This is a genomic window from Pseudonocardia oroxyli (genome assembly GCF_900102195.1).
Classification (GTDB): Bacteria; Actinomycetota; Actinomycetes; order Mycobacteriales; family Pseudonocardiaceae; genus Pseudonocardia; species Pseudonocardia oroxyli.
In genome coordinates this window covers 182,548-204,383 of record NZ_FNBE01000005.1, presented here as the reverse complement: position 1 = coordinate 204,383, position 21,836 = coordinate 182,548, and the positions used below count along the sequence as shown (strand labels likewise).

Below are 21,836 nucleotides of genomic sequence, written 5' to 3'. Positions count from 1 at the left end.
CGTGCCCGAGTTGGTGCTACAGCTGACCAGAGCGGGATTCCTCGCCCTGCTGTGGCTGTTCGTGCTGGTCGCCCTCCGGGTGGTGCGGTCGGACCTCTACGCGGCCTCCGGGCTGCGGGCGGTGCTGCCGGGCGGCGGGCGGGTCACCGCCCGGTCCGGGCGCAGCCGCACACCCCGCCAGCTCATCGTCACGCAGGGCCCGCTCGCGGGCACCCGGATCACGCTGGACGCGCGGCCGATCCTCATCGGCCGGGCGGACGACTCCACCCTGAAGCTGGACGACGACTACGCCTCGACCCGGCACGCGCGCATCAGCAGGCAGGGCGAGGAGTGGTACGTGGAGGACCTCGGGTCGACGAACGGGACCTACCTGGACCGGGCTAAGGTCACCGGACCCACCCGGGTGCCCCTGGGCGCCCCTGTCCGTATCGGCAAGACGGTGATCGAGCTGCGCTCATGACGCTGGTCCTGCGCTACTCCGCCCGCAGCGATCGCGGGCTCGTCCGGCAGAACAACCAGGACGCGGTCTACGCCGGTCCGCGGCTGCTCGCGCTCGCCGACGGGATGGGCGGACACGCCGCGGGCGAGGTCGCCTCGTCGCTGGTGATCTCCGCGCTGGCCCCGTTGGACGAGGACCAGCCGAGCGACGACCTGCTGGCCGAGCTGCGGGACGCCACGTTCGCGGGCAACGCCGCCATCACCCGGCACGTCGCCGAGTCCCCCGATCTCGAGGGGATGGGCACCACGCTCACCGCGATGCTGTTCGCGGGCACCCGGCTCGGCCTGGTCCACGTCGGTGACTCGCGCTGTTACCAGCTGCGGGACGGGGTGTTCTCGCAGATCACGAAGGACGACACGTTCGTCCAGTCGCTGATCGACGAGGGCCGGATCACCGAGGACGAGGCGCACTCCCACCCGCAGCGTTCCCTGCTGCTGCGCGCGATCACCGGCGCCGAGGTCGAGCCGTCGCTCACCATCCGCGAGTCCCGCGCGGGCGATCGCTACCTGCTCTGCTCCGACGGGCTGTCCGGCCCGGTCAGCGACGAGACCCTGGCCGAGACGCTGCGCTCCTACGCCGATCCGCGCGAGTGCGCGGACCGGCTGATCGAGCTGGCCCTGCGCGGCGGCGGGCCGGACAACATCACCTGCATCGTCGCGGACGTCCTGGACGTGGACTACGGCGACTACGACCCGATCATCGGCGGCGCCGCGGGCGACGGCAGCGACGACGGGCTGGTCAGCCAGGACACCTCCGCGGGCCGCGCGTCCGCGACCACGCTTCCGCGCGCGCTCCCCCAGCGGGTGCAGGCCACCGCCCCGGCCGAACCGGACGGGCCGCGCCGCCGCACCGGCCTGCGCGTCGGGCTGGTCGTCGCCGGGATCGTCGCGCTGCTGGTGGTCGGCGGGTTCCTGGCCCGCAGCTGGGTGCTGCAGCAGTACTACGTCGGCACCGAGGGCGACCAGGTCGTCGTCTACCAGGGGGTGCGCGGCAGCGTGCTGGGCATCCCGCTGCAGACCGTGGCCGAGCGGGCCACCTTCACGCTGTCCGACCTGCCGGAGGAGGCCCGCAACCAGGTTCGCGGCGGCCTCCCCGCCAGCGACGGGCTGGACGGCGCGCGCGCGACCGTCTCCCGCCTGCAGGCCCGCATGCTCCCCGTCTGCCCCGATCCGACACCCGCGGTCGCCCAGCCCACGAACCCGACCGACCCGAACGCTCCCCCCGTCGACAGCACGCCGCTCCCGACCGTGACCCCCGAACCGGGGATCACCTGCCGGCCGGCGAGCTGATGGCGGCCCCCGAGATCAGCCGAGCCGCAGGCGCCGGCAACCGCGCGGACCCGCCCGCTCTCCCGACCGGGCGCACGATCGAGCTGCTGCTGCTCGTGTTCTCGGTCGTGATCGTCACCTCGGCGCTGGTGCTGGTCGAGGCGAACCAGGAGCAGGAGCTCACCCCCACGCTGCTCTATGTGGGGCTGGCGTACCTGGTGGTGCTGGGGCTCGCGCACCTCGCGGTGCGGCGGTTCGCGCCGTACGCGGACCCGCTGATCCTGCCGTCGGTCGGCCTGCTCAACGGGCTCGGCCTGGTCATGATCCACCGTTTGGACCTGGCCGACGCGGACCGGGCGGCATTGCTCGGCCAGGACCCCCCGGACTCCCTGGTCTTCCGCCAGATCCTGTGGACGGCGCTCGGGCTGGCGCTGTTCATCGCGGTGCTGTGGCGGGTCAAGGACCACCGCACGCTCGCCCGCTACGGCTTCACCTGCGGGCTCGCGGGCCTGGTCCTGCTGGCCCTTCCGGGTGTGCTGCCGTCGTCGATCTCCGAGGTCAACGGCGCCAAGCTGTGGATCCGGATCGGCGGCGCCGGCATCCAGCCCGGTGAGTTCGCGAAGATCCTGCTGATCATCTTCTTCTCCGCGTACCTGGTGCAGAAGCGGGACCTGTTCGCGGGCGCAGGGCGCCGGTTCCTCGGCATGGAGCTGCCGCGGGCGCGCGACCTCGCGCCGCTGCTCGTCGCCTGGGGCCTCTCGGTCGTCATCCTCGTCTTCGAGCGGGACCTGGGCTCCTCGCTGCTGATCTTCGGCATGGTCCTGGTGCTGCTCTACGCCGCCACCGAGCGGGTGTCGTGGCTGGTCATCGGCCTGAGCATCTTCGCGGTGGGCGCGTTCATCGCCTACCAGCTGTTCGGGCACGTCCAGGTGCGCGTCGAGGTGTGGCTGGACCCGTTCACCGACTACGACAACCGCGGCTACCAGATCGCGCAGGCCCTGTTCGGGCTCGGCACCGGGGGCGTCGGCGGCACCGGGCTGGGCGCGGGCCGCCCCGACCTGGTGCCGTTCGCGGAGAGCGACTTCATCTTCTCCTCCCTCGGCGAGGAGCTCGGGCTGATCGGCCTGGCCTCGATCCTGATCGTCTACCTGGTGCTGATCACCCGCGGCCTGCGCAGCGCGCTCGCCGTGCGGGACAACTTCGGCAAGCTGCTGGCCACCGGCCTGGCGTTCTCGGTGGCGCTGCAGTGCTTCGTCGTCATCGGCGGGGTCACCAAGCTGATCCCGCTGACCGGGCTGACGCTGCCGTTCCTGTCCTACGGCGGGTCCTCGCTGCTCGCCAACTACGCCCTGGTGGCGCTGCTGCTGCGCATCTCCAACGCCGCCCGCGCGCCCCTGACCCGGCGCCCGGCCGCGCCCGCGGTCCCGATCGCGGACGCGGGCACGGAGCTCGTCCCCCGCCCGACCCAGGGGCCGGGCGCGTGAACACCCCGATCCGGCGCATCGCCGTCGCCGTCATGGTGCTGATCCTGCTGCTGCTGGGCAACCTGACCTATGTGCAGGTCGTCAAGGCCGGGGACTACCGGGACGACCCCCGCAACCAGCGCGTGCTGCTCGCCGAGTACGCCCGCAAGCGGGGCCAGATCTCCGCGGACGGGCAGGTCGTGGCGCAGAGCGTCGAGACCGACGACCGGCTGCAGTACCAGCGCCAGTACCCGGCGGGCCCCGTCTGGTCGCCGATCACCGGGTACTACTCGGTGATCTACAGCTCCAGCGGCCTGGAGCGCTACGCCGACCCCGTGCTCAACGGCAGCGACGACCGGCTCTTCGCCCGCAGGCTCTCGGACCTGATCACCGGGCGGGACCCGGCGGGCGGGAACGTCGTGCTCACCACGAAGCCCGCGGTGCAGGAGCGCGCCTACGACGAGCTGAGCCGCCGCGGCTACACCGGGTCGGTCGTGGCCATCGCGCCGAAGACCGGGGAGATCCTGGCCATGGCGTCCACGCCGTCGTTCGACCCGAACCCCCTCGCCAGCCACAACACCGCGACCCAGCAGGAGGCCTGGAAGGCGGACAACGCCGCCGACCCCGCCACCCTGACCAACCGCGCGATCGACCAGACCTACCCCCCGGGCTCCACGTTCAAGCTGGTGGACACCGCGGCGGCGCTGCAGAACGGCTACACCCCGGACAGCCAGCTCACCGCGGCCCCGAACATCACGCTGACCGGCACGAACACCACCCTGGAGAACTACGCGGGCACCCAGTGCGGCACCGGCCAGACCGCGTCGCTGCGCGAGGCCCTCGCGCGCTCCTGCAACACCGCGTTCGCGCAGCTCGGCGGCGAGCTCGGCGCGGACAAGCTGCGCGCCCAGGCGGACGCCTTCGGCATCGGGCGGTCGGACCTGTCCATCCCCATGCCGGTCACGGCCTCGGGCGTGGGCGACCTGCCGGACACCGCGGCGGTGCAGCAGTCGAGCATCGGCCAGCGGGACGTGCGGCTCACCCCGCTGCAGAACGCGATGATCGTCGCCTCCATCGCCAACGGCGGCCAGACCATGGCCCCGCACCTGGTCAAGGAGGTGCAGGGCCCGGACCTCGACGTCATCGACACCACGGAGCCGGACCGGATCGGCACGTCCATGCCCGCGAGCGTGGCCGCCACGCTCACCGACCTGATGATCGGCTCCGAGAACCGGACGTCCGGCGGCGGCAAGATCACCGGCGTCCAGATCGCCTCGAAGACGGGCACCGCCGAGCACGGCACCGACCCGAAGAACACCCCGCCGCACGCCTGGTACGTGGCCTTCGCCCCGGCCGAGAACCCCCAGGTGGCGGTGGCCGTGCTGGTCGAGAACGGCGGCGACCGCGCGCTCGAGGCGACCGGTGGGTCCGTGGCCGCCCCGATCGGCCGGGCGGTCATCGCGGAGGCGCTGCGGGGGGGCCAGTGACCGCCGCGAACACGGGAGGCCTGACCGCCGGTGGGCGGATCGCCGGGCGCTACGAGCTCGAGCGGCGCATCGCCGTCGGCGGCATGGGCGAGGTCTGGGAGGCCGTGGACGAGCGGCTCGGCCGCACCGTCGCCGTCAAGGTGCTGCGCGCCGAGCTCTCCGACGACGACGAGTTCCTCCACCGCTTCCGCATCGAGGCGCGCACGGTGGCCTCGCTGAACCACTCCGGCATCGCCGCGATCCACGACTACGGCGAGGACGAGGTCACCGCGGACGGCCGCCGCACCGCCTACCTGGTGATGGAGCTGGTCCGCGGCGAGCCCCTCTCGGCCGTCATCGCCCGCGGGCCGATGGAGCCCACCGAGACGCTGCGGGTGATGGAGCAGGCCGCGCACTCGCTCGACGCGGCGCACGAGCGCGGGTTCGTCCACCGGGACGTCAAGCCCGGGAACATCCTCATCCGGGTCGACGGCACGGTGAAGCTCACCGATTTCGGCATCGCCAAGGCCGCCAACGCCGTTCCCGTCACCCGGACGGGAATGGTGATGGGCACGGCGCACTACATCGCCCCCGAGCAGGCCAGCGGCGGGGAGGCCGGCCCGGAGGGGGACGTCTACTCGCTGGGCATCGTCGGGTACGAGTGCCTGGCCGGGCACCGGCCCTTCCGCGCGGAGAACGCGGTCGCCGTCGCGATGATGCAGGTCCGGGACGCACCGCCGCCGCTGCCGGACAGCGTGCCGTGGAAGGTCCGCAGGCTGATCGAGACGATCCTGGTCAAGGACCCGGAGAAGCGCTACGCCGACGGTGCCGAGCTGGCCGCCGCCGTCGCCGCGATCCGGCGGGACGAGGACCTCCCCACCCCCGCGCGGATGGTCGCGCAGGGCCTGCAGCTGCCCGACGCCGCGCCGCCCGCGCCGGAGCGGGAGCAGACCCCGCCGCGCAAGCGCAAGCGCCGCGGGCGCTCCGACGGTCGCGGCCAGTCGACCCCGACCCGCTCCGGCCCGGCGCGGTCGACCCGGGCGGGTGCCGTCGAGGCGCCGGGCACCGTCTCGGGCGAGCAGCGGGCCACGGGCACCCCGAGCCGCCCCGCACCACCGCCGGTGTCCCCGGGGGTGGGCCGGCCCCGCGCCGAGACGCCGGACTCCGGGCCCGCCCGCGTCGCGCCGCCGACCGGGCCCCCCACTCCGGGACCGGAGCGGACCACCGACTCGCCGGACGTCTCGGACGCCTCCGGGGGCCCCGGTGTCCCCGGTGCCTCGGACGTCTCCGGCGTCGAGGAGACGGTCCGGACCGCGGCGGCCGAGCGCCCGGAGCGCCCGGCCGAGGCCCCGCGGCCCCGGCCCACACCCGGCCCGCCCCTGCCGCCCCGGCCGGTGCGCCCGACCTACCACAACGTCCCGCCCGCCCCGCCGACCGAACCGCTGCGGCTGGTCGCCAAACCGACGCGCGGGGCGGGGGGCACGGCGCTGCTCGTCGCGTTCGTGGTCCTCATCGTCGCCGCGATCGTCGTGGCGGTGCTCACGATCCCGGCCCTGTTCGGCGACCGGGCGGAGGGCGGCACGGAGGTGCCTGCGACGCCTGCCGCGCTGTCCCTCGGATCGGGGGCACGCCCGGCGGACGCGGCGGGTAGCGTGACGCGCCGGGGGGTCGTTCTCGCCCGTTCGGCGGACACCGTCGGGCCGGACGGTCGCACGATCGCGTTCGACAACACGTCCCACGACACGGAGGAGGTCCGGTGAGCCCTCGGAGCGGCCGATCCGGCGCAGCGCGGGGGTGGGTGGGCAGCGCCACCACATCGGATACCGGCATGATGAGCCACACCCCCCGCCCCCTCAGGAACCGGACTCGATGACCACCCCCAAGCTGCTCTCCGAGCGCTACCAGCTGGGCGACACGCTCGGCTACGGCGGCATGTCCGAGGTCCACCGCGGGATGGACACGCGTCTGGGTCGTGACGTGGCGATCAAGGTGCTGCGCGCCGACCTCGCCCGCGACCCGCAGTTCCAGCTGCGGTTCCGCCGTGAGGCCCAGAACGCCGCCGCCCTGAACCACCCGGCGATCGTCGCGGTCTACGACACCGGCGAGACCCAGAGCGAGTTCGGCCCGCTGCCGTACATCGTGATGGAGTTCGTCGACGGGCAGACCCTGCGCGAGATCGTCAAGAGCACCGGTCCGCTGTCCCAGCAGCGCGTCATCGAGGTCATGGCGGACGTGTGCGCGGCGCTGGACTTCAGCCACCGGCACAACATCATCCACCGGGACGTGAAGCCCGCCAACATCATGATCACCCGCAACGGCGCGGTGAAGGTGATGGACTTCGGCATCGCCCGCGCGCTGGGCGAGGGGCAGAACGTCACGCAGACCGCGGCCGTGATCGGCACCGCGCAGTACCTCTCCCCGGAGCAGGCGCGCGGCGAGCAGGTGGACGCCCGGTCGGACGTCTACGCGGCGGGCTGTGTGCTGTTCGAGCTGCTCACCGGGGAGCCGCCGTTCACCGGTGACACCCCGGTCGCGGTGGCCTACCAGCACGTGCGGGAGGACCCCCGGCGCCCGTCGGACGTCAACCCGCAGATCCCCCCGGCGCTCGACGCGGTGATCCTCAAGGCGCTGTCGAAGAACCCGGTCAACCGGTACCAGTCGGCCGCCGAGATGCGGGCCGACCTGATCCGGGTGCGGAACGGGCAGCAGCCGCTCGCGCCGATGGTGATGAGCGAGGACGAGCGCACCGCGCTGCTCGCCGAGCAGACCGCCGCCACGCGGCGGATCTCCGGCGGCGGCCGGCACGCGCCCGCCGCGGTCCAGTCCTGGGAGGACGAGGACCCGCCGAAGCGGACCGGCCGCACGATCGGCATCGTCGTGGCCGTGCTCGCGGTGTTGGGGCTGCTCGGGTTCGGCGCCTACGCGCTGTTCGGGCCGAACGCCCAGCCCGCCCAGGTCGCGGTGCCCCAGGTCGCGGGGCAGGACCCCGACGCCGCGCGGGCGGCGATCACGAACGCCGGGCTGCTGGCCGACCTTCGACAGGAACCCTCGGAGGTGGCGCAGACCGGCAAGGTCACCCGCACCGACCCCGGGTCGGGCGTCCAGGTCGCCGAGCGCACCCGGGTCACCATCTACGTCGGCACCGGGCCCGCGTCGGCCACCGTCCCCGCGCTGACCGGCAAGACCGTGCAGGAGGCGCAGACGCTCCTGGAGCAGCGCGGCCTCAAGCTCGGCGAGCAGAGCACCCAGGAGACCTCGGACTCCAGCCAGATCGGCAAGATCATCCAGTCGACGCCCGCCGCCGGGGTGGACGCACCGGGTGGCAGCCCGGTCGCCGTCGTCGTCGGGACGAAGCAGACCACCGTGCAGGTGCCGGACGTGACCGGCCAGTCCGAGGACCAGGCCAAGCAGACGCTCGCCCAGTCCGGTTTCACGCAGGTCCAGACCCAGCAGGTCGACGGCGGCGGGCAGCAGGGCACGGTCGTGCAGACCAACCCGTCCGCGGGCACCCGGGTCGCGCCGGGCACCACGATCACGCTGTCGCTCTCGCGCGGCAACCAGGTCCAGGTGCCGAACGTGGTGGGCAAGTCCGCCTCCGAGGCCGTCCAGGAGCTGAACGCCGCGGGGATCCGCAACTACAACCTGACCGGTCAGCAGGTGCAGGACCAGTCCCAGAACAATGTCGTGATCTCGACCAGCCCGTCCGCAGGCTCCTCGATGGACCCGGACGACGAGATCACGGTCGTCGTCGGCCAGTTCCGCGGCAACGGATTCGGGAACAACAACTGATGCGCGTCCTCGTCGTCGACAACTACGACAGCTTCGTCTACAACCTCGTCCAGTACCTGGCGCAGCTCGGGGTGGAGCCCGTCGTGCTCCGCAACGACGCGTTGTCGCCGGAGCTCACGGAGCTCGACGAGGTGGGCGCGGTGCTGGTCAGCCCCGGTCCGGGCACGCCGGAGGAGGCGGGCCGCAGCATCGACGTGATCCGCGCGGCGGGCGAGCGGAACCTCCCGCTGCTCGGGGTGTGCCTCGGCCACCAGGCCATCGGGGTGGCGTGGGGCGGGGTCGTGGAGCGGGCCCCCGAGCTGCTGCACGGCAAGACGTCGCAGGTCAGCCACGAGGGCGTCGGCGTGCTGCGCGGGCTGCCCTCGCCCTTCACCGCCACCCGCTACCACTCGCTGTCGATCCGGCCGGACACGCTGCCGGTGGAGCTCGAGGTCACCGGGCGCACCGACTCCGGTCTGATCATGGCGGTCCGGCACAAGGACCTGCCCATCGAAGGCGTGCAGTTCCACCCCGAGTCCGTGCTGACCCAGGGCGGCCACCGCATGCTGGCGAACTGGCTGGCCACCGCAGGCCACGAGGTCCCGGAGGCCACGGTCGAGGCGCTCTCTGCCGAGGTGGCGGCCCTCACCGCACGCGTCTAGCCCGCCCGCATCGTGGAGCCACCACTGTCGTTCTGAGCCCCTCAGACGACAGTGGTGGCTCCACGATGCCGAGAGGGTCGGTGGCGCGCGATATCGTGGGCGGGTCCCGTCTCCGTTCGCGAGGTCCTGATGCCCAAGTCCAAGGTTCGTAAGAAGGCCGCCTACACCCCGCCGACGCAGGACCGGCGCCCGGTGAAGGTCAAGGGCCCCACCCATCCCGCGTACGTGGGGATCATGCTGGGGGTCGGGCTGCTCGGGCTGGCCTGGCTCATCACGGACTACCTCGGCCGGGACTCGATCCCGTTCATGGGCGCCCTCGGCGGCTTCAACTTCCTCATCGGCTTCGGCCTCATCGTGATCGCGCTGCTCATGTCGATGCGCTGGCGGTAACCGAGGGTGATCCTGGGCTTTTGTCGACCCGCAGCCCGCTGAACAGCCCTAATGACAACGGTGTAGTTCATCCCCACTGTGGACAGGCTCTGTGGATAACTCTCTCAGCTACCATGGGTGACCGATCGTGGGCACCGCGCCGCGGGCTCGTCGGGCTCGCGTGGGTGCTCTTCACCGGGGCCGCGGCCTGGTTCGTCACGCTGCTCGTAGGCGGCGGGGACCCGGCCGGGCGCCTGTTGGCCGGGGTCGCTGCGGCGGCGCTCGGCTTCATGGCGCTGCACGGCACGATCGTGCGGCCGCGGCTCGCCGTCCACGGGCACGGCCTGGAGATCCGCGGGCTCACCGGAACCCGCGCGGTCGACTGGACGGCGGTGCAGCGAGTGCGGGTCTACCGCACCCGCCGGTTCGGCCGCGAGACGAGCCAGCTCGAGATCGACATGCTCGTCGGCGGCGACGAGCGGCTCGCGGTGTTCGGGCGGCTGGACCTCGATGCGGACCCCGAGGACGTCGCGGAGATCCTGCTCCCGTACGTGCCGACCCGTTCGGCCTAGCCGGCCTCACCGCCTGCGGTCACCGGTGCCCTGGGCGGGGTATCGCCCCGCGCCCACCCGGCTTCCTACGCTCGGAGGACCGACCCGAGAGGAGATCATCATGATCGCCAGGAGTCCGATGCGCGGCACCGACGGCTGCTCGACCGGTTGCGGGTGCAGCAAGCCGGAGTGACCCTCGGGGGGCCGGGGGACCGACGTCGTTCCCCGGGCCACCCGCCGCGGGCCGTCAGACGAAGGACACGGCCGCGGCCCGGGTGGCGATCACGGTGAGCACGACCAGGGTGAGCACGGCCAGCCCGGAGAGCTGCAGGGTCCGGCGATCTCGCAGGGAGACCAGCAGGGCGGTGGCGGCGGCGCCGAGCAGCAGCCCGCCCACGTGGCCCATCAGCGAGATCCCGGGCACCACCACGCTGATCACGAGGTTCACCACGACCAGGCCCACGATCTGCCCGGCCGGGAGCTGCAGCCGTCGGATGATCACGAACATGGCGCCCATCAGCCCGAACACCGCCCCGGACGCACCGGCGACCAGCGAGTTCGCGGGCGAGAACAGCATCACCGCCGCGGAGCCGCCGAGCAGCGACACGAGGTAGACGGCGAGGAACCGGGCCCGGCCCAGGACCGGCTCGAGCTCACGCCCGAGCCACCACAGGGCCAGCATGTTGAAGACCAGGTGCAGCGGCCCGTAGTGCAGGAAGCCCGAGGTGAGCGGGCGCCACCAGTCACCGCCCGCGACGAGCCCCGGCACCAGCACCCACTCCTGGAACAGCGCGGAGCGGTTGTTGGAGCCGATGCTGCCCGCCTGCGCGGCCGTGAGCACGAACAGGGCGACGTTGAGCGCCGTGAGGACCGGCACGACCACCGGGCGGCGGCCACCGCGCGAGGCACCGGCCACCGTGCGACCTCGCCGGACCGTGCGCTGCCCCTCGTGCACGCAGTCGACGCACTGCCGGCCCACCGGCGCGTCCCGGAGGCACTCCGGGCACGCCGGGCGGCCGCAGCGGGTGCAGCTCAGGCCGGTGGGCCGGTCCGGATGCCGGACGCACCCGGGGAGCTGCGGTGCCGTCATGGCGTCAGACGATCTCCACGCTCTGGATCACGACGTCCGTCAGCGGCCGGTCGGTGCGGTCGGTCGAGGTGCCGGCGATGGCGTCGACCACGGCGCGGGACTCGCCGTCCGCGACCTCACCGAAGATGGTGTGGCGGCGGTTGAGGTGCGGCGTCGGGCCCACCGTGATGAAGAACTGCGAGCCGTTGGTGCCGGGCCCGGCGTTCGCCATCGCGAGCAGGTAGGGGCGGTCGAACTTGAGCTCCGGGTGGAACTCGTCGCCGAACTGGTAGCCCGGGCCGCCACGGCCGGTGCCGGTCGGGTCCCCACCCTGGATCATGAAGCCGCTGATCACGCGGTGGAAGACCGAGCCGTCGTAGAAGGGACCGCTGTCCCCACCCGACGCGTTCGGCTGCGAGTAAGCCTTGTCGCCCGTGGCGAGACCGGTGAAGTTCTCGACCGTCTTCGGGGCGTGGTCGCCGAAGAGGTTGATCCGGATGTCGCCCTCGGACGTGTGAAGGATCGCGGTCTGCTTCGAGTTGCCTGGTGCAGTCACGTACCCCATCGTGCCAGGGTCGAGGTTGGACGCCACCCGACCCACACCTCTATGGAGGCGACATGAGCACCACCAGCGCTCTCACCCGTGCCCGCGACCACGCCGGAGCGGCGTTGAGCTCTCTCGGCGAGGCCGCCGAGGAGCTGGCCCACGAGGCGAAGGACCTGCTCGACCGCGAGCTCCCGATCCTGGCGGAGAAGGCGGGCGAGGCCGTCGGCGAGCTGGCGCACCGCGCCGAGGGGCGGGTCGGCGACCTGGCGAGCTCGGATCGCGTCATCGCCGCCCGCAAGGAGCTCGCCGCACGCCTCGACCCAGACCCCCGCGCCCCGAAGCGGTGGTGGTGGATCGGCGCCGGCATCGCGCTGACCGTCGCCTCCGTCGTCGGCTGGCTCGTGCTCTCCCGCCGGCCGCAGGAGCTGCCGCACGAGGAGGCACCCAGCACCGCCCCGCCCGGCACGGTCGACCTCGCGCCCGAGACCCCGGCCCACGCCGCCCGCAACGGCCACAGCTGATCCTTTAGAGCCGGTCGTCGAGGAAGTCCGTCACGAGCTGCTCGTAGCGGTCCGGGTCGGCGTTCCACGCCGCCGTGTGCTCCACGCCGGCGACCTCGACCAGCTCGATCGGCCAGCCGAGGCCCGGGCCCGCCGCGGCGAGGGCGCGGCTCGGGCCGACCGGCACCGCCGTGTCCGGGGTGCTGTGCACGATCAGCGTCGGCGGGCGGCGCCGCGGCGGCGTGTGGAGCAGGTCGAACCGGTCGAAGTCGATGCCGATGCGCCGCCGCGCCGACACCGTCGCGATCCCGACGAGCTGCGGCGGCAGCAGCCGGTTGCGGGCCTGCCTGCGCAGGGTGGCGCGCCAGTCCACCAGGGGGGCGTCCCACACCTGCGCCACGACCAGGTCCGCCGCCGCGGACCGGTCGAGGAAGGCGCCGGTGATGGCCGCCCCCATCGACCAGGCGACGACGACGATCCGGCGCGCCCCCTGCACGCACGCCCACCGGACGGCGGCCTCCAGGTCCTCCCATTCGGAGTCCCCGAGGTGGAAGTGGCCGTCGGGGCTCGGCGGGGCGTCGTCGTCGTTGCGGTAGCTGATGACGAGGGTCGGGAGCCCGAGCCGGTGCAGCGCGGGCAGGATCCGCAGCGCCTCCCGCCTGCGCCCCCCGCGCCCGTGCACCGCGATCACCCAGGTGTCCGACCCGCCCGGCACGTGCCAGGCGGGCGCCGGACCGAGCGGCGTCGGAATGGCGACCTCGGTGAAGGGCAGCCCGCGCGCCGCCGGGTCGGGATCGAACGGCCCGGCGTCGATCACCGCTGCCCCCTCGCGCGGGACGGGTCCCCCCAGCAGCGCGCGCCGGACGCCGTGACGGTCGTCGGACAGGATCGGGCCGATGACGGCCAGCCCCTCCGGCCACCGCAGCCCCCACACCCCCGGCTGCCGGACGAGCCTGCTCGTGGCCAGCGTGACCGAGTCCGCGTCCGCGCGCAGCACCCGCTCCGGGAACGCGACGACCCGCGCGGGATCCAGCAGCACCGTGGCGTAGTGGTGGCCGATGCCCAGGGCGCCGGCGCCCAGCATCCCGAGACCGGCCGCCGCGCCGACCCCGGCGGCCATCAGTGCGCGTTCCCGCCGAGCGTTCTCCCCCACGGCACGGATCATCCCCGGCGGGCGGCGTCACCGTCGAGTCGGCGGGCTTCGTGACGGAACCGTGATCGTCGCGGCGTCAAGCACCGGCGGGTCCCCCGTCCCGGTGAAGCGTGTGTGACCTGCATCTTTGCCGCCATCAGTTCGGGTGAACGCGAACTGTGGAGCACAACCAGGTCACGACGGCTTCGTTGGCCCGGCAGATCGCTCGGGCCGCCTCGTGCAGCGCGAGCGTCCGCACAGATGCGATCTCCCCCGATCGGAAGGACCACCCCAGCCATGAGCAGTCTCGCCAGGCGCACGCTGAGCACGACGGCGACCGTCGCCGGGATCGCCGCCCTCGGCGCGGGCTTCGCCGGACAGGCGTTCGCCGCCGACCTGCCGGAGCTGCCCGCCGCCCCCGAGCTGCCCGTCGGCGCGCCCGCGCTGCCGGACGCCGCCGCGCCCGAGCTGGCCGTCCCCGAGCTGCCCGCCGCGCCCGAGGTCCCGGAGGCCGTGGACATCCCCGGCATCCTGAAGTTCGAGGCGCCGGACGTGACCGTCGAGAACACCGACGAGGCCCCGCCCGCCCCGGAGATCGCCCCGGTCGACAGCAACGTGGCGCAGGACGCGGGTTCCGACGCGTTCGCCGTCCCCACCGCCTCGCACGAGGCCGCCGAGGCCCCGGGCCTGCCCGAGCTGCCGGGTGCGCCGGAGTTCAACGGCGAGCTGGCGACCCCGCTGGGCACCTTCCCGCTCGGCACGCTCCCGGAGCTGCCCGCCGCGCCGGAGCTGCCGACCGCGCTGCCCGCCGCCCCGGAGCTGCCCACCGCGCTGCCGACCGAGGTCCCCACCGAGGTCCCCACCGCGTCGCACGAGGCCGCCCCGGCCGCGCCCGAGCTCCCGTTCGCCACCCCCGAGCTGCCCTTCGCGGCCCCGGAGCTGCCCGCCGCGCCGGAGCTGCCCTTCGCCGCGCCGGAGCTGCCCACCGGTGCGCCCGAGCTGCCGTCGACGACCGGCCAGGACGTCGACACCACCGGCGCGACGACCGTCCCGTCGACCGGCGACATCGTCTCGCAGATCGTGGCCCTCGCAGGCTGATCACGGACCTCGTCCGCTCCCCCGCGCCCCCACGGGCGCGTCCACCCGAAGCGCCGGCAGGCCCACGAGGCCGCCGGCGCTTCGGCGTGTGGACCGACCAGCACTCCCTCAGCGCACCACGCGCCCGTGCACCAGGCCCGTGAGCAGTGGCGCCAGCGCGATCCGCTCCCCCTCGACCCGCACCCACCGCGGCCCGCCGTAGGGCTCCTGGGTCTCCACGTCGATCACCACTCCGGGCCGCAGCCCGCGGTCACCGAGGTAGCGCAGCGCGTCCGAGTGGCGGTCCGAGACCCGCTCGATCCGGAACCGGCAGGCCTCGGGCGCCGAGGTCAGCGGCTGCCCCCAGCTCTCGTCGTGACTGCCCGACGGCGTCGGGATCGGATCTCCGTGCGGGTCCCGCGTGGGATGGCCCAGGGCGGCGTCGATCCGGGCCTCCAGCCGGTCGCTGAGCGCGTGCTCGAGCGCCTCGGCCTCCTCGTGCACCTCGTCCCACGGCATGTCCAGGACCTTGACCAGGAACGTCTCGAGCAGCCGGTGCCTGCGCACCACCCGCAGCGCGGCCCGTTCCCCGGCGTCGGTCAGGGTGAGCGCGCGGCCGCGGTGCACCAACTCGCCGTCCGCCAGCCGCTTGACCATGGCCGACACCGACGGCGAGGACACCTGCAGCTCCTTCGCGAGCAGCCCGGTGGTGACGGTCTCCCCGCGCGTGACCAGCAGGAAGATCGTCTTGAGGTAGTCCTCGACAGCGGGAGTCAATGTCCCCACGGCGTCGATGTTAGTCCCACCTCACCGCCACGACCGAGATCAGGACGCGGCGGTCCGCCCGACCGCCAGGCGTTCCCGCGCGCCGTCGCCGCGGCGCGCCACCGGAATGCTCTCCGTCGCCGCGGCCAGACCCATCTCGGGGGTGTCGGCGTACACGCTCTCCGCCCGTTCCACGTGGAACGTCTCGTGCCACACCCCCACCACGCCGGGCGCCTTGCGCGCCCGCCGGTTGAAGGCGGACCAGGCCGGTCGGTGCAGGGCGTCGCGGTCCGAGGCGTAGGCGTACAGCTTCTCGACCGAGTCCCAGTACTGGATGACCGTGGGCTTCGCGCCCTCCAGGGTCAGCCGGTAGCCGAGCATCCCCGACTCCGGGTCCGCGGCCAGCTCCCGCAGCATCCGCGGCATGGCCAGCGCCGTCGGGAGCCACTGGTCGATCCGCCACCACCGGTTGATCGTCATGCCGATGAGGAAGACCACGAGCTCGCCCTCGTGCCGGTGCGTCGTGCGGTTCATCGCGCCCACTCCTTCGGATACCCGGACTCTCCAATAGTGGAGAGTCTAGCTATCCATGTCAAGGAGGTTCCCCGTCAGGCGGGCGGCGGCGCCATCCCGCGCGCTGCCATCTCCTCCGACGCCTTCACCACCTGCACCATGTCGCCGATCTGCAGGTAGTTGAACCAGGCCTCGGCGTCGGCGGGCTCGAGGTGGATGCAACCGCCCGACGAGCGGTCGGGGCTGCCGGAGTGGAAGGCGATCCCACCGTCTTCGAAGAACACCGACCACGGCATGGGCGCCGGGTTCCCGTTGGGCAGCCGCGACTCCTGGCTGAGGTGGTTCTGGTCCTTGCGGTAGACCCGCAGCGAGTGGCCGACCGGGGTCTCCTGGCCGTTGCCGCCGGAGGCGATCCGTACCGGCCCCCGGATGACCTTGCCGTCCTGGATCAACCAGGCCTGCTGGGACTCCAGGTCCACGCACGACTTGGCCGAGACCGAGCAGGGGGTGCCCGGCACCAGCGGCTCGGCGTGCGCGGCAGCCGCGGCAGGGGCCTCCGCGAAGGCGGGCCCGGCGACGACCGCGCCACCCACGCCGACGGCGGCCACGATCAGTGCGACGACCGTCCTGCGCGTGCCGTTCGCGGTCCCGAACCGCCGTGTGCCCACAGCCCACTCCTCGCGTCGTTCCGTAGTTGCTCGATCACTCTACGTGAGACACCGTGCGTGACCACGCACCCGTCCAACGCCCACACGGGTGGGTCGACACCGCCTCGACCGTCACCGGTCGACAGCGGGCGCCGAACGGCCACACGAAACGGTCCGATCAGGCGAATGCGACGTGCTCGCGCCACAACCCGAGCAGCGAACGGTCGCCGCTCACCGACACCGTGTTCGGACGTCCGTACACGAACAGCAGCAGATCGGGCACCCAGCCCCGGACGGTCACCGCCGCGGGCTCGGCCGAGTGCCGCCACACGACCGCCGCCCCGGTCAGGTCGGCGAACCACCGCCGCCCCGGCGCCTCGAGGGCCGGCGTGCGGCCCCGGGGCCGAGAGCTCCCTGCGGCGTGGGTGGACCTCGAGATGGAAGGGATGGGCGTCGAGCTCGCACCATTCGTCGAGCGCGGCGGACGCCGTGTCCGGCGAGACGGTCACCGGCAGCCCCGCGGCCTGGGTGGCGTCGAGGTCGTGTCGCTCATATCCACGGGTCGGAGCCGCGCGCACGTCCTCGACATCGGGCTCGACATCGGGCTCGACATCGAGCCCGGTGTCAGGCCGTGTCCTCCCGGAGGCTCAGCACCACGCGCATCACGTGCTCGACGGCGGAGTCGAACAACGCGCCCCGCAGCTCACCGCGGTCCGCCAGGTTCGCGGCCGCGAACTGCAGCATGCGCTCGGGCCCGACCCGCCGCACCAGCAGCGCGGCGACCTCCTCGAGATCCAGCCCGGGATTGTCCAGTCGGGTCAGGGCGAACTGGACGACGAGCTCGTCGTGCGTCACGACACCAGAATAGGGTCACCACCGTGCGGACAGCGGAGTCGAACCGCGACCGACTGGCCGGGTGGGACGGTCCGGGCGGCTGTTCCGGCAGGGCCGACCTCACCGCCCACGTCAGGCCCGGCGGCGTCGCGTACGGATCAGCCTGCCGGCTGGTCCGCGCCCGCGTCTAGCCTCCGCCTGCTGTAGCGGGCGATGAGGAAGAGGATCGTGCCGACGACCAGGTAGCCGCCGCCCAGCAGCCAGATGTCCGCGGTCTGCTGGGTGAGCAGGACGATGCTCGCCAGGATGGCGATGATCGGCACGACGATCGGGACCGAGAAGTGCTCGTGGCCCACGTCGTCCTTCTTCAGCACGATGCAGGACACGTTCGTCGCGATGAACACGAAGAGCAGCAGCAGGACCGTGGTGTCCGCGAGCTGGCCGATGTTGCCGACGAAGCTCATCCCGATCGTCGCGGCACCGACGGCGACGATCGCCACCCACGGCGTCCGACGGGTGGGCGCCACCTGGCCGAAGAAGGAGGGCAGCAGGTTCTGCTCGGCCAGCCCGTAGGTCGCGCGGCTCGCCATGACCATGAACAGCAGCGCGCCGTTGGCGATCGCCACCAGCGCGATCAGCGAGAACAGCCACTCCGGGATCGGCAGGCCGGAGGCGGTGATCACCTCGAGCAGCGGGCCGCTGGAGTTCGCCATGGTCGCGGGATCCACGACGATCGCCGCGCCGAGCGCGATCAGCAGGTAGACCACACCCGCGGTGCAGATCGCGCCGAACAGGGCCCGCGGGTAGGCCTTCGACGGCTCCTTGACCTCCTCGGCCATGTTGGCCGCGGCCTCGAACCCGAGGAACGAGAAGAACGCCACGACCGACGCCGAGAACGCGCCCACCAGCAGCGGCTGGTCCGGCGACGGCGTGAGGATGCGCGTCGGGTCGCCCGCCCCGCTGCCGAACACGATCGCCGCGACCACGATCACCATCACCAGGCCGCTGACCTCGATGCACGTCATCACCACGTTGGCCGACAATGACTCCCGCACACCGCGGAGGTTGATCGCGACGAGCAGCAGCAGGAAGACGATCGTGACCGGCGCGGCCGGGACGTCGATGAGCGTGCTGAGGTAGTCACCGGCGAACGCGTTGGCGAGCAGCGCCGCCGTGGTGATGCCCGAGGAGAGCATCAGGAAGCCGATCACGAACGTCAGGTACGGCTTGTCGAAGGCCTTCTGCACGTACCGCGAGGCCCCGCCCGCCATGGGGTACTTGGTGATCATCTCGGCGTAGGTGCCCGCCGTCAGCAGGGCGACGACCAGCGCGATCGTCAGCGGCAGCCACAGCATCCCGCCGACGTCCTCGGCCATGGTCCCGACCAGGGTGTAGATCCCGGCCCCGAGGGTGTCCCCGACGATGAAGAAGAACAGCAGGGTGACGCCGACGGTGCGCTTCAGCTTCGTGCTCGGTGCGGTGGACCCGCTCGTCGCGGTCGATTCGGCCATTCCGGGATGCTGACACCGTTCAGCACTGATCACCGCACGAGACGGACATTCGAAACACAACCGTCAAACGGCGCGGCGGGCGAGGAGGGAGCGCGCGGTCGCGGCGACGGCCGGGTCGGGGTCCGCGACGAGTGCGGTGAGGGCCCGGTGGGCCGCGGGACCGGGGATCTCGGCGAGGGCCTGGGTGATCCGGCCCCGCGCGCGGACGTCGTCGTCGAGCCGGGCGACGAGGCGACCCGCCAGGTCGTCGGCCCAGTCACCGGCCGGGTCGTCGCTGCGGGCCAGGCGGCCGAGCGCCTCGGCGGCGGACACGTCGTCCGCACCCCGGACGACCATCGCGACCAGCTCGGGGACGGCGTCCCGGTCCCCCAGGGCGAGCGCCGCCCGCTCCCGGACGTAGGGGTCGCCATGCCGCAGCGCCCGGCGCAGCGCGGACTCCGCGCCCGGGATCCGGACGAGCGCCGCGACGGCCTGGTGGCGGGCCTGTTCGTCCGGCCCGTCGAGGGCCGCGACCAGCTGCGGGAGGACCTCGTCGCCCGCGCGGACCACCGCCCACCGCAGAGCCCCGGCGACGTTCGGGTCCCGCTCGCCGAACAGCGCGTCGAGCAGCGGCGCGGGCGGGCCCTCGGCGAGGGCGGCGCGCTGGCGCCGGGACGGGTCCGGGGAGTCCAGCTCCTGCATCAGCGCGACCAGCCCGAGGACGTCCCGCCAGGACGTCACACCGCTCTCCCGGACGCTCCGCAGCCGCCCGAGCAGCGCCTGCTCGCGCGCGATGCGCTCGCCGGTGGCCGCGATCAGCTCGTCGACCAGCGCGGTCGGCGGCACGTCGGCGTCCGCCAGGCTGTCCCGGATCGCCTGCAGCGACAGCCCGAGCGTCCGCAGGCTCTCCACCTGGAAGAGCCTGCGGACGTCCGCGGGGGTGTAGTCGCGGTAGCCGTTCGCCGTGCGCTGCCGCGGCGAGACCAGCCCGATGGCGTCGTAGTGGCGCAGCATCCGGGTGCTGATGCCCGCCAGCCGCGACAGCTCACCGATCCGCATCGGGCCCCAACGCGACCCGGCGCTTCGCGTGGTGCAGCGCGTCGTCGACGCTGAGCTCCGGGTCGTTCAGGACCTGGAGCGTGACCTGCGCGTGCTCCAGCGCCGGGCGCGCCGCGCCGCGCAGCGCGAGGAGCGCCCGGGTGAGGCTGCGCTGCACGTCTCGACCGCCGCGCCCGAGCTCGTGCATCAGCTCGGCGGCCAACGCCTGCTCCTCGCCCTCGGGCACCAGCCCGACCGCGGTCCGCCAGGCGGCCCGGGCCACCTCGTCGTCCGCGTCATGCAGCAGCTCCCTCGTGATCGCGGGCCACGCGCCCGGGTCACCGATCTTCGAGAGAGTATGCAGGGCCTGGCTGCGCGCCTGCGGGATCTCGCTGCGCAGCTCCCGCAGGACCCGGGGCAGCGCGGCGGGCTGGCGGGTCAGTGCCCAGGTCAGCATGTCCCGGACGAAGAAGTCCGGCTCCACGGCGCAGCGCTCGACCAGCGCGTCGAGCTGCGCGGGGTCGGGACGGGTGCCCGCCGCGAGCGCCGCCTGCAACCGGGCCGATGTGTCGGAGTGGTCGAACCTCATGAGCCCAGGAAAGACCTTGTCACAGTGTGAAGGTCAAGCCTGCGAGTTCGAGCCCCGACCACGACCACCGCATTGTGGAGCCACAATGCGGGTGATCCACTCTCGGGGAGCGCGGCGGTCGATATCCGACCGCTCCGCTCCCGACGAGTGGATCACCGGGGCCGAGGACGCAGCCGCTCCAGCTCGATCGCCACCTGCCGGTACCTGCTGACCGGCACGAAATGCACGCCGTCGCACGCGCCGCTCTCCCGCAGCGCCACGACCTGCTCGCACGCCGCGGCCACCCCGGCATCCGGGTCGGCGCGGACCCGTTCGACCAGCGCGGCCGGGATCTCGATGTCCGGCACGCTCGCCCGCAGCCGGTCGGCCATCCCGGCGCTGGCCAGCACCATGACACCGGCGTAGACGGGCTGGTCGGTCGGGTTCTCCTCCCGCCAGCGTACGACCTCCTCGACGGAGAACCCGACCTGCAGGAAGACGAAGTCCGCCGCCCGCTTCCACGGCGCGAGCCGACGACGACTGCCGGAGGTCACCCCGATCCCGAACGGCTCCACCCCGGCGAACTCGCGCCGACCGGTGATCGCCCGCGCCTCCTCGATCATGGTCCGCACGGTGAGCCCGCCCGCCCGGTCGCCCGCCGTCGGCTTGTCCCCGGCGACGAACAGGAACCTGTCGACCCCGTACGCCGCCGCCGTGAGCAGGTCGCGCTGGAGGCCGAGCAGGTTGCGGTCGCGCGAGTTCAGACAGGCGATGCTCCGCCGCCCCATCGCGTGCACCTCGTTCGCCACCGCGATGCTCGACACCGTGGCCCGGCCGATGTGGTTGTCCGGGATCAGGAAGTCGTCGACGACGGGGGCGAGCATGCCGATCTGGTGCCGCGCCCGCGTCAGGTCCGGCCTGGTCGGCGGCTCGATCTCGCAGACGACGGAGAAGGTGCGGCTCACGAGGCAGAGAGTGCCACGCCCGAGCGGTGGCGGTCAGCGCCGGCGGCGAGGGACCGCGGACCGGGGCGGCAGCGAGCGCATGTGGTCGCGCACCGGTGTCAACAGGTCGGCCAGGGTTCGAGTGTCCTCGCGGGTCAGCGGCTGGAAGAGCTGCCGGCTGACCACCTCGGTGTGGCCGGGGAGCACCGTGGCCAGCAGCGCCCGCCCGGCCTCGGTGATCGTGACGGTCACGCCCCGCTCGTCGGTCTCCGACGGGCTGCGCGTGACCAGGCCCGCCTCCTCGAGGAGCCTGGCCTGATAGGTCAGACCGCTGCGGCTGTAGACGACGCCGTCGGCCAGGTCGGTCATGCGTGCGCTGCCCGTCCGCAGGTCGAGACCCAGCCGCGCCAGGATCTGGAACTGCACGTAGCTGAGGTCGCCGGCCTCCCGGAGCTGCTGCTCGACCGCGTGGCGGAGCAGGCCTGCCACCTCCATGAGCGTCAGGTACGCGCCCAGCTGCGCGGGATCGAGGGACGGGTCCGGGTCGGTCACGCGCAGACCCTAACAGTTGCTTCACATTCTGAGCACTTGCTTCGACTCCGAAGCACTGCTAGCGTCTCCGCCGTGCTTCGAGTTCGAAGCACATCCACGCGAGAGCGGAGGCTC

The 21,836-nt window shown here is 73.1% G+C and carries 24 protein-coding genes; 11 read left to right on the top strand and 13 right to left on the bottom strand.

Going from position 1 to position 21,836, the window contains the following annotated elements:
* The first annotated feature begins 1 nt into the window (after position 1).
* From BLS43_RS09980 to BLS43_RS09940, 9 genes are all read left to right on the top strand, one after another.
* Positions 2-460 carry an FHA domain-containing protein FhaB/FipA gene (locus BLS43_RS09980; RefSeq protein WP_093080839.1) on the top strand — a complete coding sequence of 153 codons (459 nt, stop codon included), beginning with the start codon at positions 2-4 and terminating at the stop codon, positions 458-460.
* Entirely contained in the window at positions 457-1,788 is a 1,332-nt protein-coding gene (locus BLS43_RS09975) for a PP2C family protein-serine/threonine phosphatase (RefSeq protein WP_093080834.1), read from the top strand. The genes BLS43_RS09980 and BLS43_RS09975 overlap by 4 nt, the downstream gene beginning before the upstream one ends.
* Positions 1,788-3,251, top strand: coding sequence for an FtsW/RodA/SpoVE family cell cycle protein (locus BLS43_RS09970; protein ID WP_093080829.1), 1,464 nt, complete (start codon positions 1,788-1,790; stop codon positions 3,249-3,251). Before BLS43_RS09975 ends, BLS43_RS09970 begins: the two co-directional genes overlap by 1 nt.
* Positions 3,248-4,717 carry a peptidoglycan D,D-transpeptidase FtsI family protein gene (locus tag BLS43_RS09965; RefSeq protein ID WP_093080824.1) on the top strand — a complete coding sequence of 490 codons (1,470 nt, stop codon included), beginning with the start codon at positions 3,248-3,250 and terminating at the stop codon, positions 4,715-4,717. Before BLS43_RS09970 ends, BLS43_RS09965 begins: the two co-directional genes overlap by 4 nt.
* Positions 4,714-6,456: a serine/threonine-protein kinase gene (locus BLS43_RS31970; protein ID WP_425438534.1), complete on the top strand. Its 1,743-nt coding sequence runs from the start codon at positions 4,714-4,716 to the stop codon at positions 6,454-6,456. The genes BLS43_RS09965 and BLS43_RS31970 overlap by 4 nt, the downstream gene beginning before the upstream one ends.
* A 109-nt stretch (positions 6,457-6,565) precedes the next feature.
* A complete protein-coding gene (gene pknB, locus BLS43_RS09955) occupies positions 6,566-8,485 on the top strand; it encodes a Stk1 family PASTA domain-containing Ser/Thr kinase (RefSeq protein ID WP_093080819.1) in 1,920 nt (639 codons plus the stop codon).
* Complete coding sequence (locus tag BLS43_RS09950) at positions 8,485-9,126, top strand: aminodeoxychorismate/anthranilate synthase component II (protein WP_093080814.1); 642 nt, start codon at positions 8,485-8,487, stop codon at positions 9,124-9,126. Before pknB ends, BLS43_RS09950 begins: the two co-directional genes overlap by 1 nt.
* Before the next feature lie 129 nt (positions 9,127-9,255).
* Positions 9,256-9,516 (top strand): cell division protein CrgA, encoded by a 261-nt coding sequence (gene crgA / locus BLS43_RS09945; RefSeq protein ID WP_093080809.1) that lies wholly within the window; start codon positions 9,256-9,258, stop codon positions 9,514-9,516.
* Between the two features lie 113 nt (positions 9,517-9,629).
* Positions 9,630-10,067, top strand: a complete 438-nt coding sequence (locus BLS43_RS09940; RefSeq protein WP_093080803.1) for a PH domain-containing protein — start codon at positions 9,630-9,632, stop codon at positions 10,065-10,067.
* 226 nt (positions 10,068-10,293) lie between these two features.
* Here BLS43_RS09940 and BLS43_RS09935 read toward each other — a convergent pair whose 3' ends face one another.
* Positions 10,294-11,136, bottom strand: coding sequence for a rhomboid family intramembrane serine protease (locus tag BLS43_RS09935; RefSeq protein ID WP_093080794.1), 843 nt, complete (start codon positions 11,134-11,136; stop codon positions 10,294-10,296).
* Positions 11,137-11,140: 4 nt separating this feature from the next.
* Complete coding sequence (locus tag BLS43_RS09930; RefSeq protein WP_093081325.1) at positions 11,141-11,680, bottom strand: peptidylprolyl isomerase; 540 nt, start codon at positions 11,678-11,680, stop codon at positions 11,141-11,143.
* A 53-nt stretch (positions 11,681-11,733) separates the two neighbouring features.
* Between BLS43_RS09930 and BLS43_RS29925 the strand changes: the two genes are divergently transcribed.
* A complete protein-coding gene (locus tag BLS43_RS29925) occupies positions 11,734-12,183 on the top strand; it encodes a hypothetical protein (protein WP_093080789.1) in 450 nt (149 codons plus the stop codon).
* A 4-nt stretch (positions 12,184-12,187) separates the two neighbouring features.
* On the opposite strand, the gene BLS43_RS09920 is transcribed toward BLS43_RS29925, so the two are convergent.
* Complete coding sequence (locus tag BLS43_RS09920; protein WP_245707405.1) at positions 12,188-13,315, bottom strand: alpha/beta hydrolase; 1,128 nt, start codon at positions 13,313-13,315, stop codon at positions 12,188-12,190.
* A 276-nt stretch (positions 13,316-13,591) separates the two neighbouring features.
* Here BLS43_RS09920 and BLS43_RS09915 point away from each other — a divergent pair, with 276 nt between their 5' ends.
* Entirely contained in the window at positions 13,592-14,392 is an 801-nt protein-coding gene (locus BLS43_RS09915; RefSeq protein WP_093080785.1) for a hypothetical protein, read from the top strand.
* Between the two features lie 108 nt (positions 14,393-14,500).
* Here BLS43_RS09915 and BLS43_RS09910 read toward each other — a convergent pair whose 3' ends face one another.
* The 10 genes from BLS43_RS09910 to BLS43_RS09870 all read right to left on the bottom strand — a co-directional run bounded on the left by BLS43_RS09910 (position 14,501) and on the right by BLS43_RS09870 (position 21,722).
* Complete coding sequence (locus BLS43_RS09910; RefSeq protein ID WP_143029996.1) at positions 14,501-15,157, bottom strand: metal-dependent transcriptional regulator; 657 nt, start codon at positions 15,155-15,157, stop codon at positions 14,501-14,503.
* Between the two features lie 39 nt (positions 15,158-15,196).
* Entirely contained in the window at positions 15,197-15,670 is a 474-nt protein-coding gene (locus BLS43_RS09905) for a DUF4188 domain-containing protein (protein ID WP_093080775.1), read from the bottom strand.
* A gap of 74 nt (positions 15,671-15,744) precedes the next feature.
* Entirely contained in the window at positions 15,745-16,317 is a 573-nt protein-coding gene (locus BLS43_RS09900; protein WP_093080767.1) for a L,D-transpeptidase, read from the bottom strand.
* 157 nt (positions 16,318-16,474) lie between these two features.
* Positions 16,475-16,627: a hypothetical protein gene (locus BLS43_RS29920; protein ID WP_176921254.1), complete on the bottom strand. Its 153-nt coding sequence runs from the start codon at positions 16,625-16,627 to the stop codon at positions 16,475-16,477.
* Positions 16,628-16,920: 293 nt separating this feature from the next.
* Positions 16,921-17,151, bottom strand: a complete 231-nt coding sequence (locus BLS43_RS09895) for a hypothetical protein (RefSeq protein ID WP_093080762.1) — start codon at positions 17,149-17,151, stop codon at positions 16,921-16,923.
* Positions 17,152-17,288: 137 nt separating this feature from the next.
* Positions 17,289-18,641 (bottom strand): APC family permease, encoded by a 1,353-nt coding sequence (locus BLS43_RS09890; protein ID WP_093080757.1) that lies wholly within the window; start codon positions 18,639-18,641, stop codon positions 17,289-17,291.
* A 63-nt stretch (positions 18,642-18,704) separates the two neighbouring features.
* On the bottom strand, positions 18,705-19,679 hold the full coding sequence (locus BLS43_RS09885) for a MerR family transcriptional regulator (protein WP_093080752.1): 975 nt from the start codon (positions 19,677-19,679) through the stop codon (positions 18,705-18,707).
* Positions 19,666-20,247 (bottom strand): HEAT repeat domain-containing protein, encoded by a 582-nt coding sequence (locus BLS43_RS09880; RefSeq protein WP_093080748.1) that lies wholly within the window; start codon positions 20,245-20,247, stop codon positions 19,666-19,668. The genes BLS43_RS09885 and BLS43_RS09880 overlap by 14 nt, the downstream gene beginning before the upstream one ends.
* A 152-nt stretch (positions 20,248-20,399) precedes the next feature.
* A complete protein-coding gene (locus BLS43_RS09875) occupies positions 20,400-21,191 on the bottom strand; it encodes a methylenetetrahydrofolate reductase (RefSeq protein ID WP_218129769.1) in 792 nt (263 codons plus the stop codon).
* Positions 21,192-21,224: 33 nt separating this feature from the next.
* Positions 21,225-21,722 carry a MarR family winged helix-turn-helix transcriptional regulator gene (locus BLS43_RS09870; RefSeq protein ID WP_093080743.1) on the bottom strand — a complete coding sequence of 166 codons (498 nt, stop codon included), beginning with the start codon at positions 21,720-21,722 and terminating at the stop codon, positions 21,225-21,227.
* Positions 21,723-21,836: the final 114 nt, after the last annotated feature.

Excerpts from the sequence above, each read along its gene's own strand:
- BLS43_RS09915 (WP_093080785.1), top strand. The coding sequence starts at position 13,592 with ATGAGCAGTCTCGCCAGGCGCACGCTGAGCACGACGGCGACCGTCGCC.
- BLS43_RS09905 (WP_093080775.1), bottom strand. The coding sequence starts at position 15,670 with ATGAACCGCACGACGCACCGGCACGAGGGCGAGCTCGTGGTCTTCCTC.
- BLS43_RS09975 (WP_093080834.1), top strand. The coding sequence starts at position 457 with ATGACGCTGGTCCTGCGCTACTCCGCCCGCAGCGATCGCGGGCTCGTC.
- BLS43_RS09970 (WP_093080829.1), top strand. The coding sequence starts at position 1,788 with ATGGCGGCCCCCGAGATCAGCCGAGCCGCAGGCGCCGGCAACCGCGCG.
- crgA (WP_093080809.1), top strand. The coding sequence starts at position 9,256 with ATGCCCAAGTCCAAGGTTCGTAAGAAGGCCGCCTACACCCCGCCGACG.
- BLS43_RS09940 (WP_093080803.1), top strand. The coding sequence starts at position 9,630 with ATGGGTGACCGATCGTGGGCACCGCGCCGCGGGCTCGTCGGGCTCGCG.
- pknB (WP_093080819.1), top strand. The coding sequence starts at position 6,566 with ATGACCACCCCCAAGCTGCTCTCCGAGCGCTACCAGCTGGGCGACACG.
- BLS43_RS09930 (WP_093081325.1), bottom strand. The coding sequence starts at position 11,680 with ATGGGGTACGTGACTGCACCAGGCAACTCGAAGCAGACCGCGATCCTT.
- BLS43_RS09880 (WP_093080748.1), bottom strand. The coding sequence starts at position 20,247 with ATGAGGTTCGACCACTCCGACACATCGGCCCGGTTGCAGGCGGCGCTC.
- BLS43_RS09935 (WP_093080794.1), bottom strand. The coding sequence starts at position 11,136 with ATGACGGCACCGCAGCTCCCCGGGTGCGTCCGGCATCCGGACCGGCCC.
- BLS43_RS29925 (WP_093080789.1), top strand. The coding sequence starts at position 11,734 with ATGAGCACCACCAGCGCTCTCACCCGTGCCCGCGACCACGCCGGAGCG.
- BLS43_RS09950 (WP_093080814.1), top strand. The coding sequence starts at position 8,485 with ATGCGCGTCCTCGTCGTCGACAACTACGACAGCTTCGTCTACAACCTC.
- BLS43_RS09885 (WP_093080752.1), bottom strand. The coding sequence starts at position 19,679 with ATGCGGATCGGTGAGCTGTCGCGGCTGGCGGGCATCAGCACCCGGATG.
- BLS43_RS09890 (WP_093080757.1), bottom strand. The coding sequence starts at position 18,641 with ATGGCCGAATCGACCGCGACGAGCGGGTCCACCGCACCGAGCACGAAG.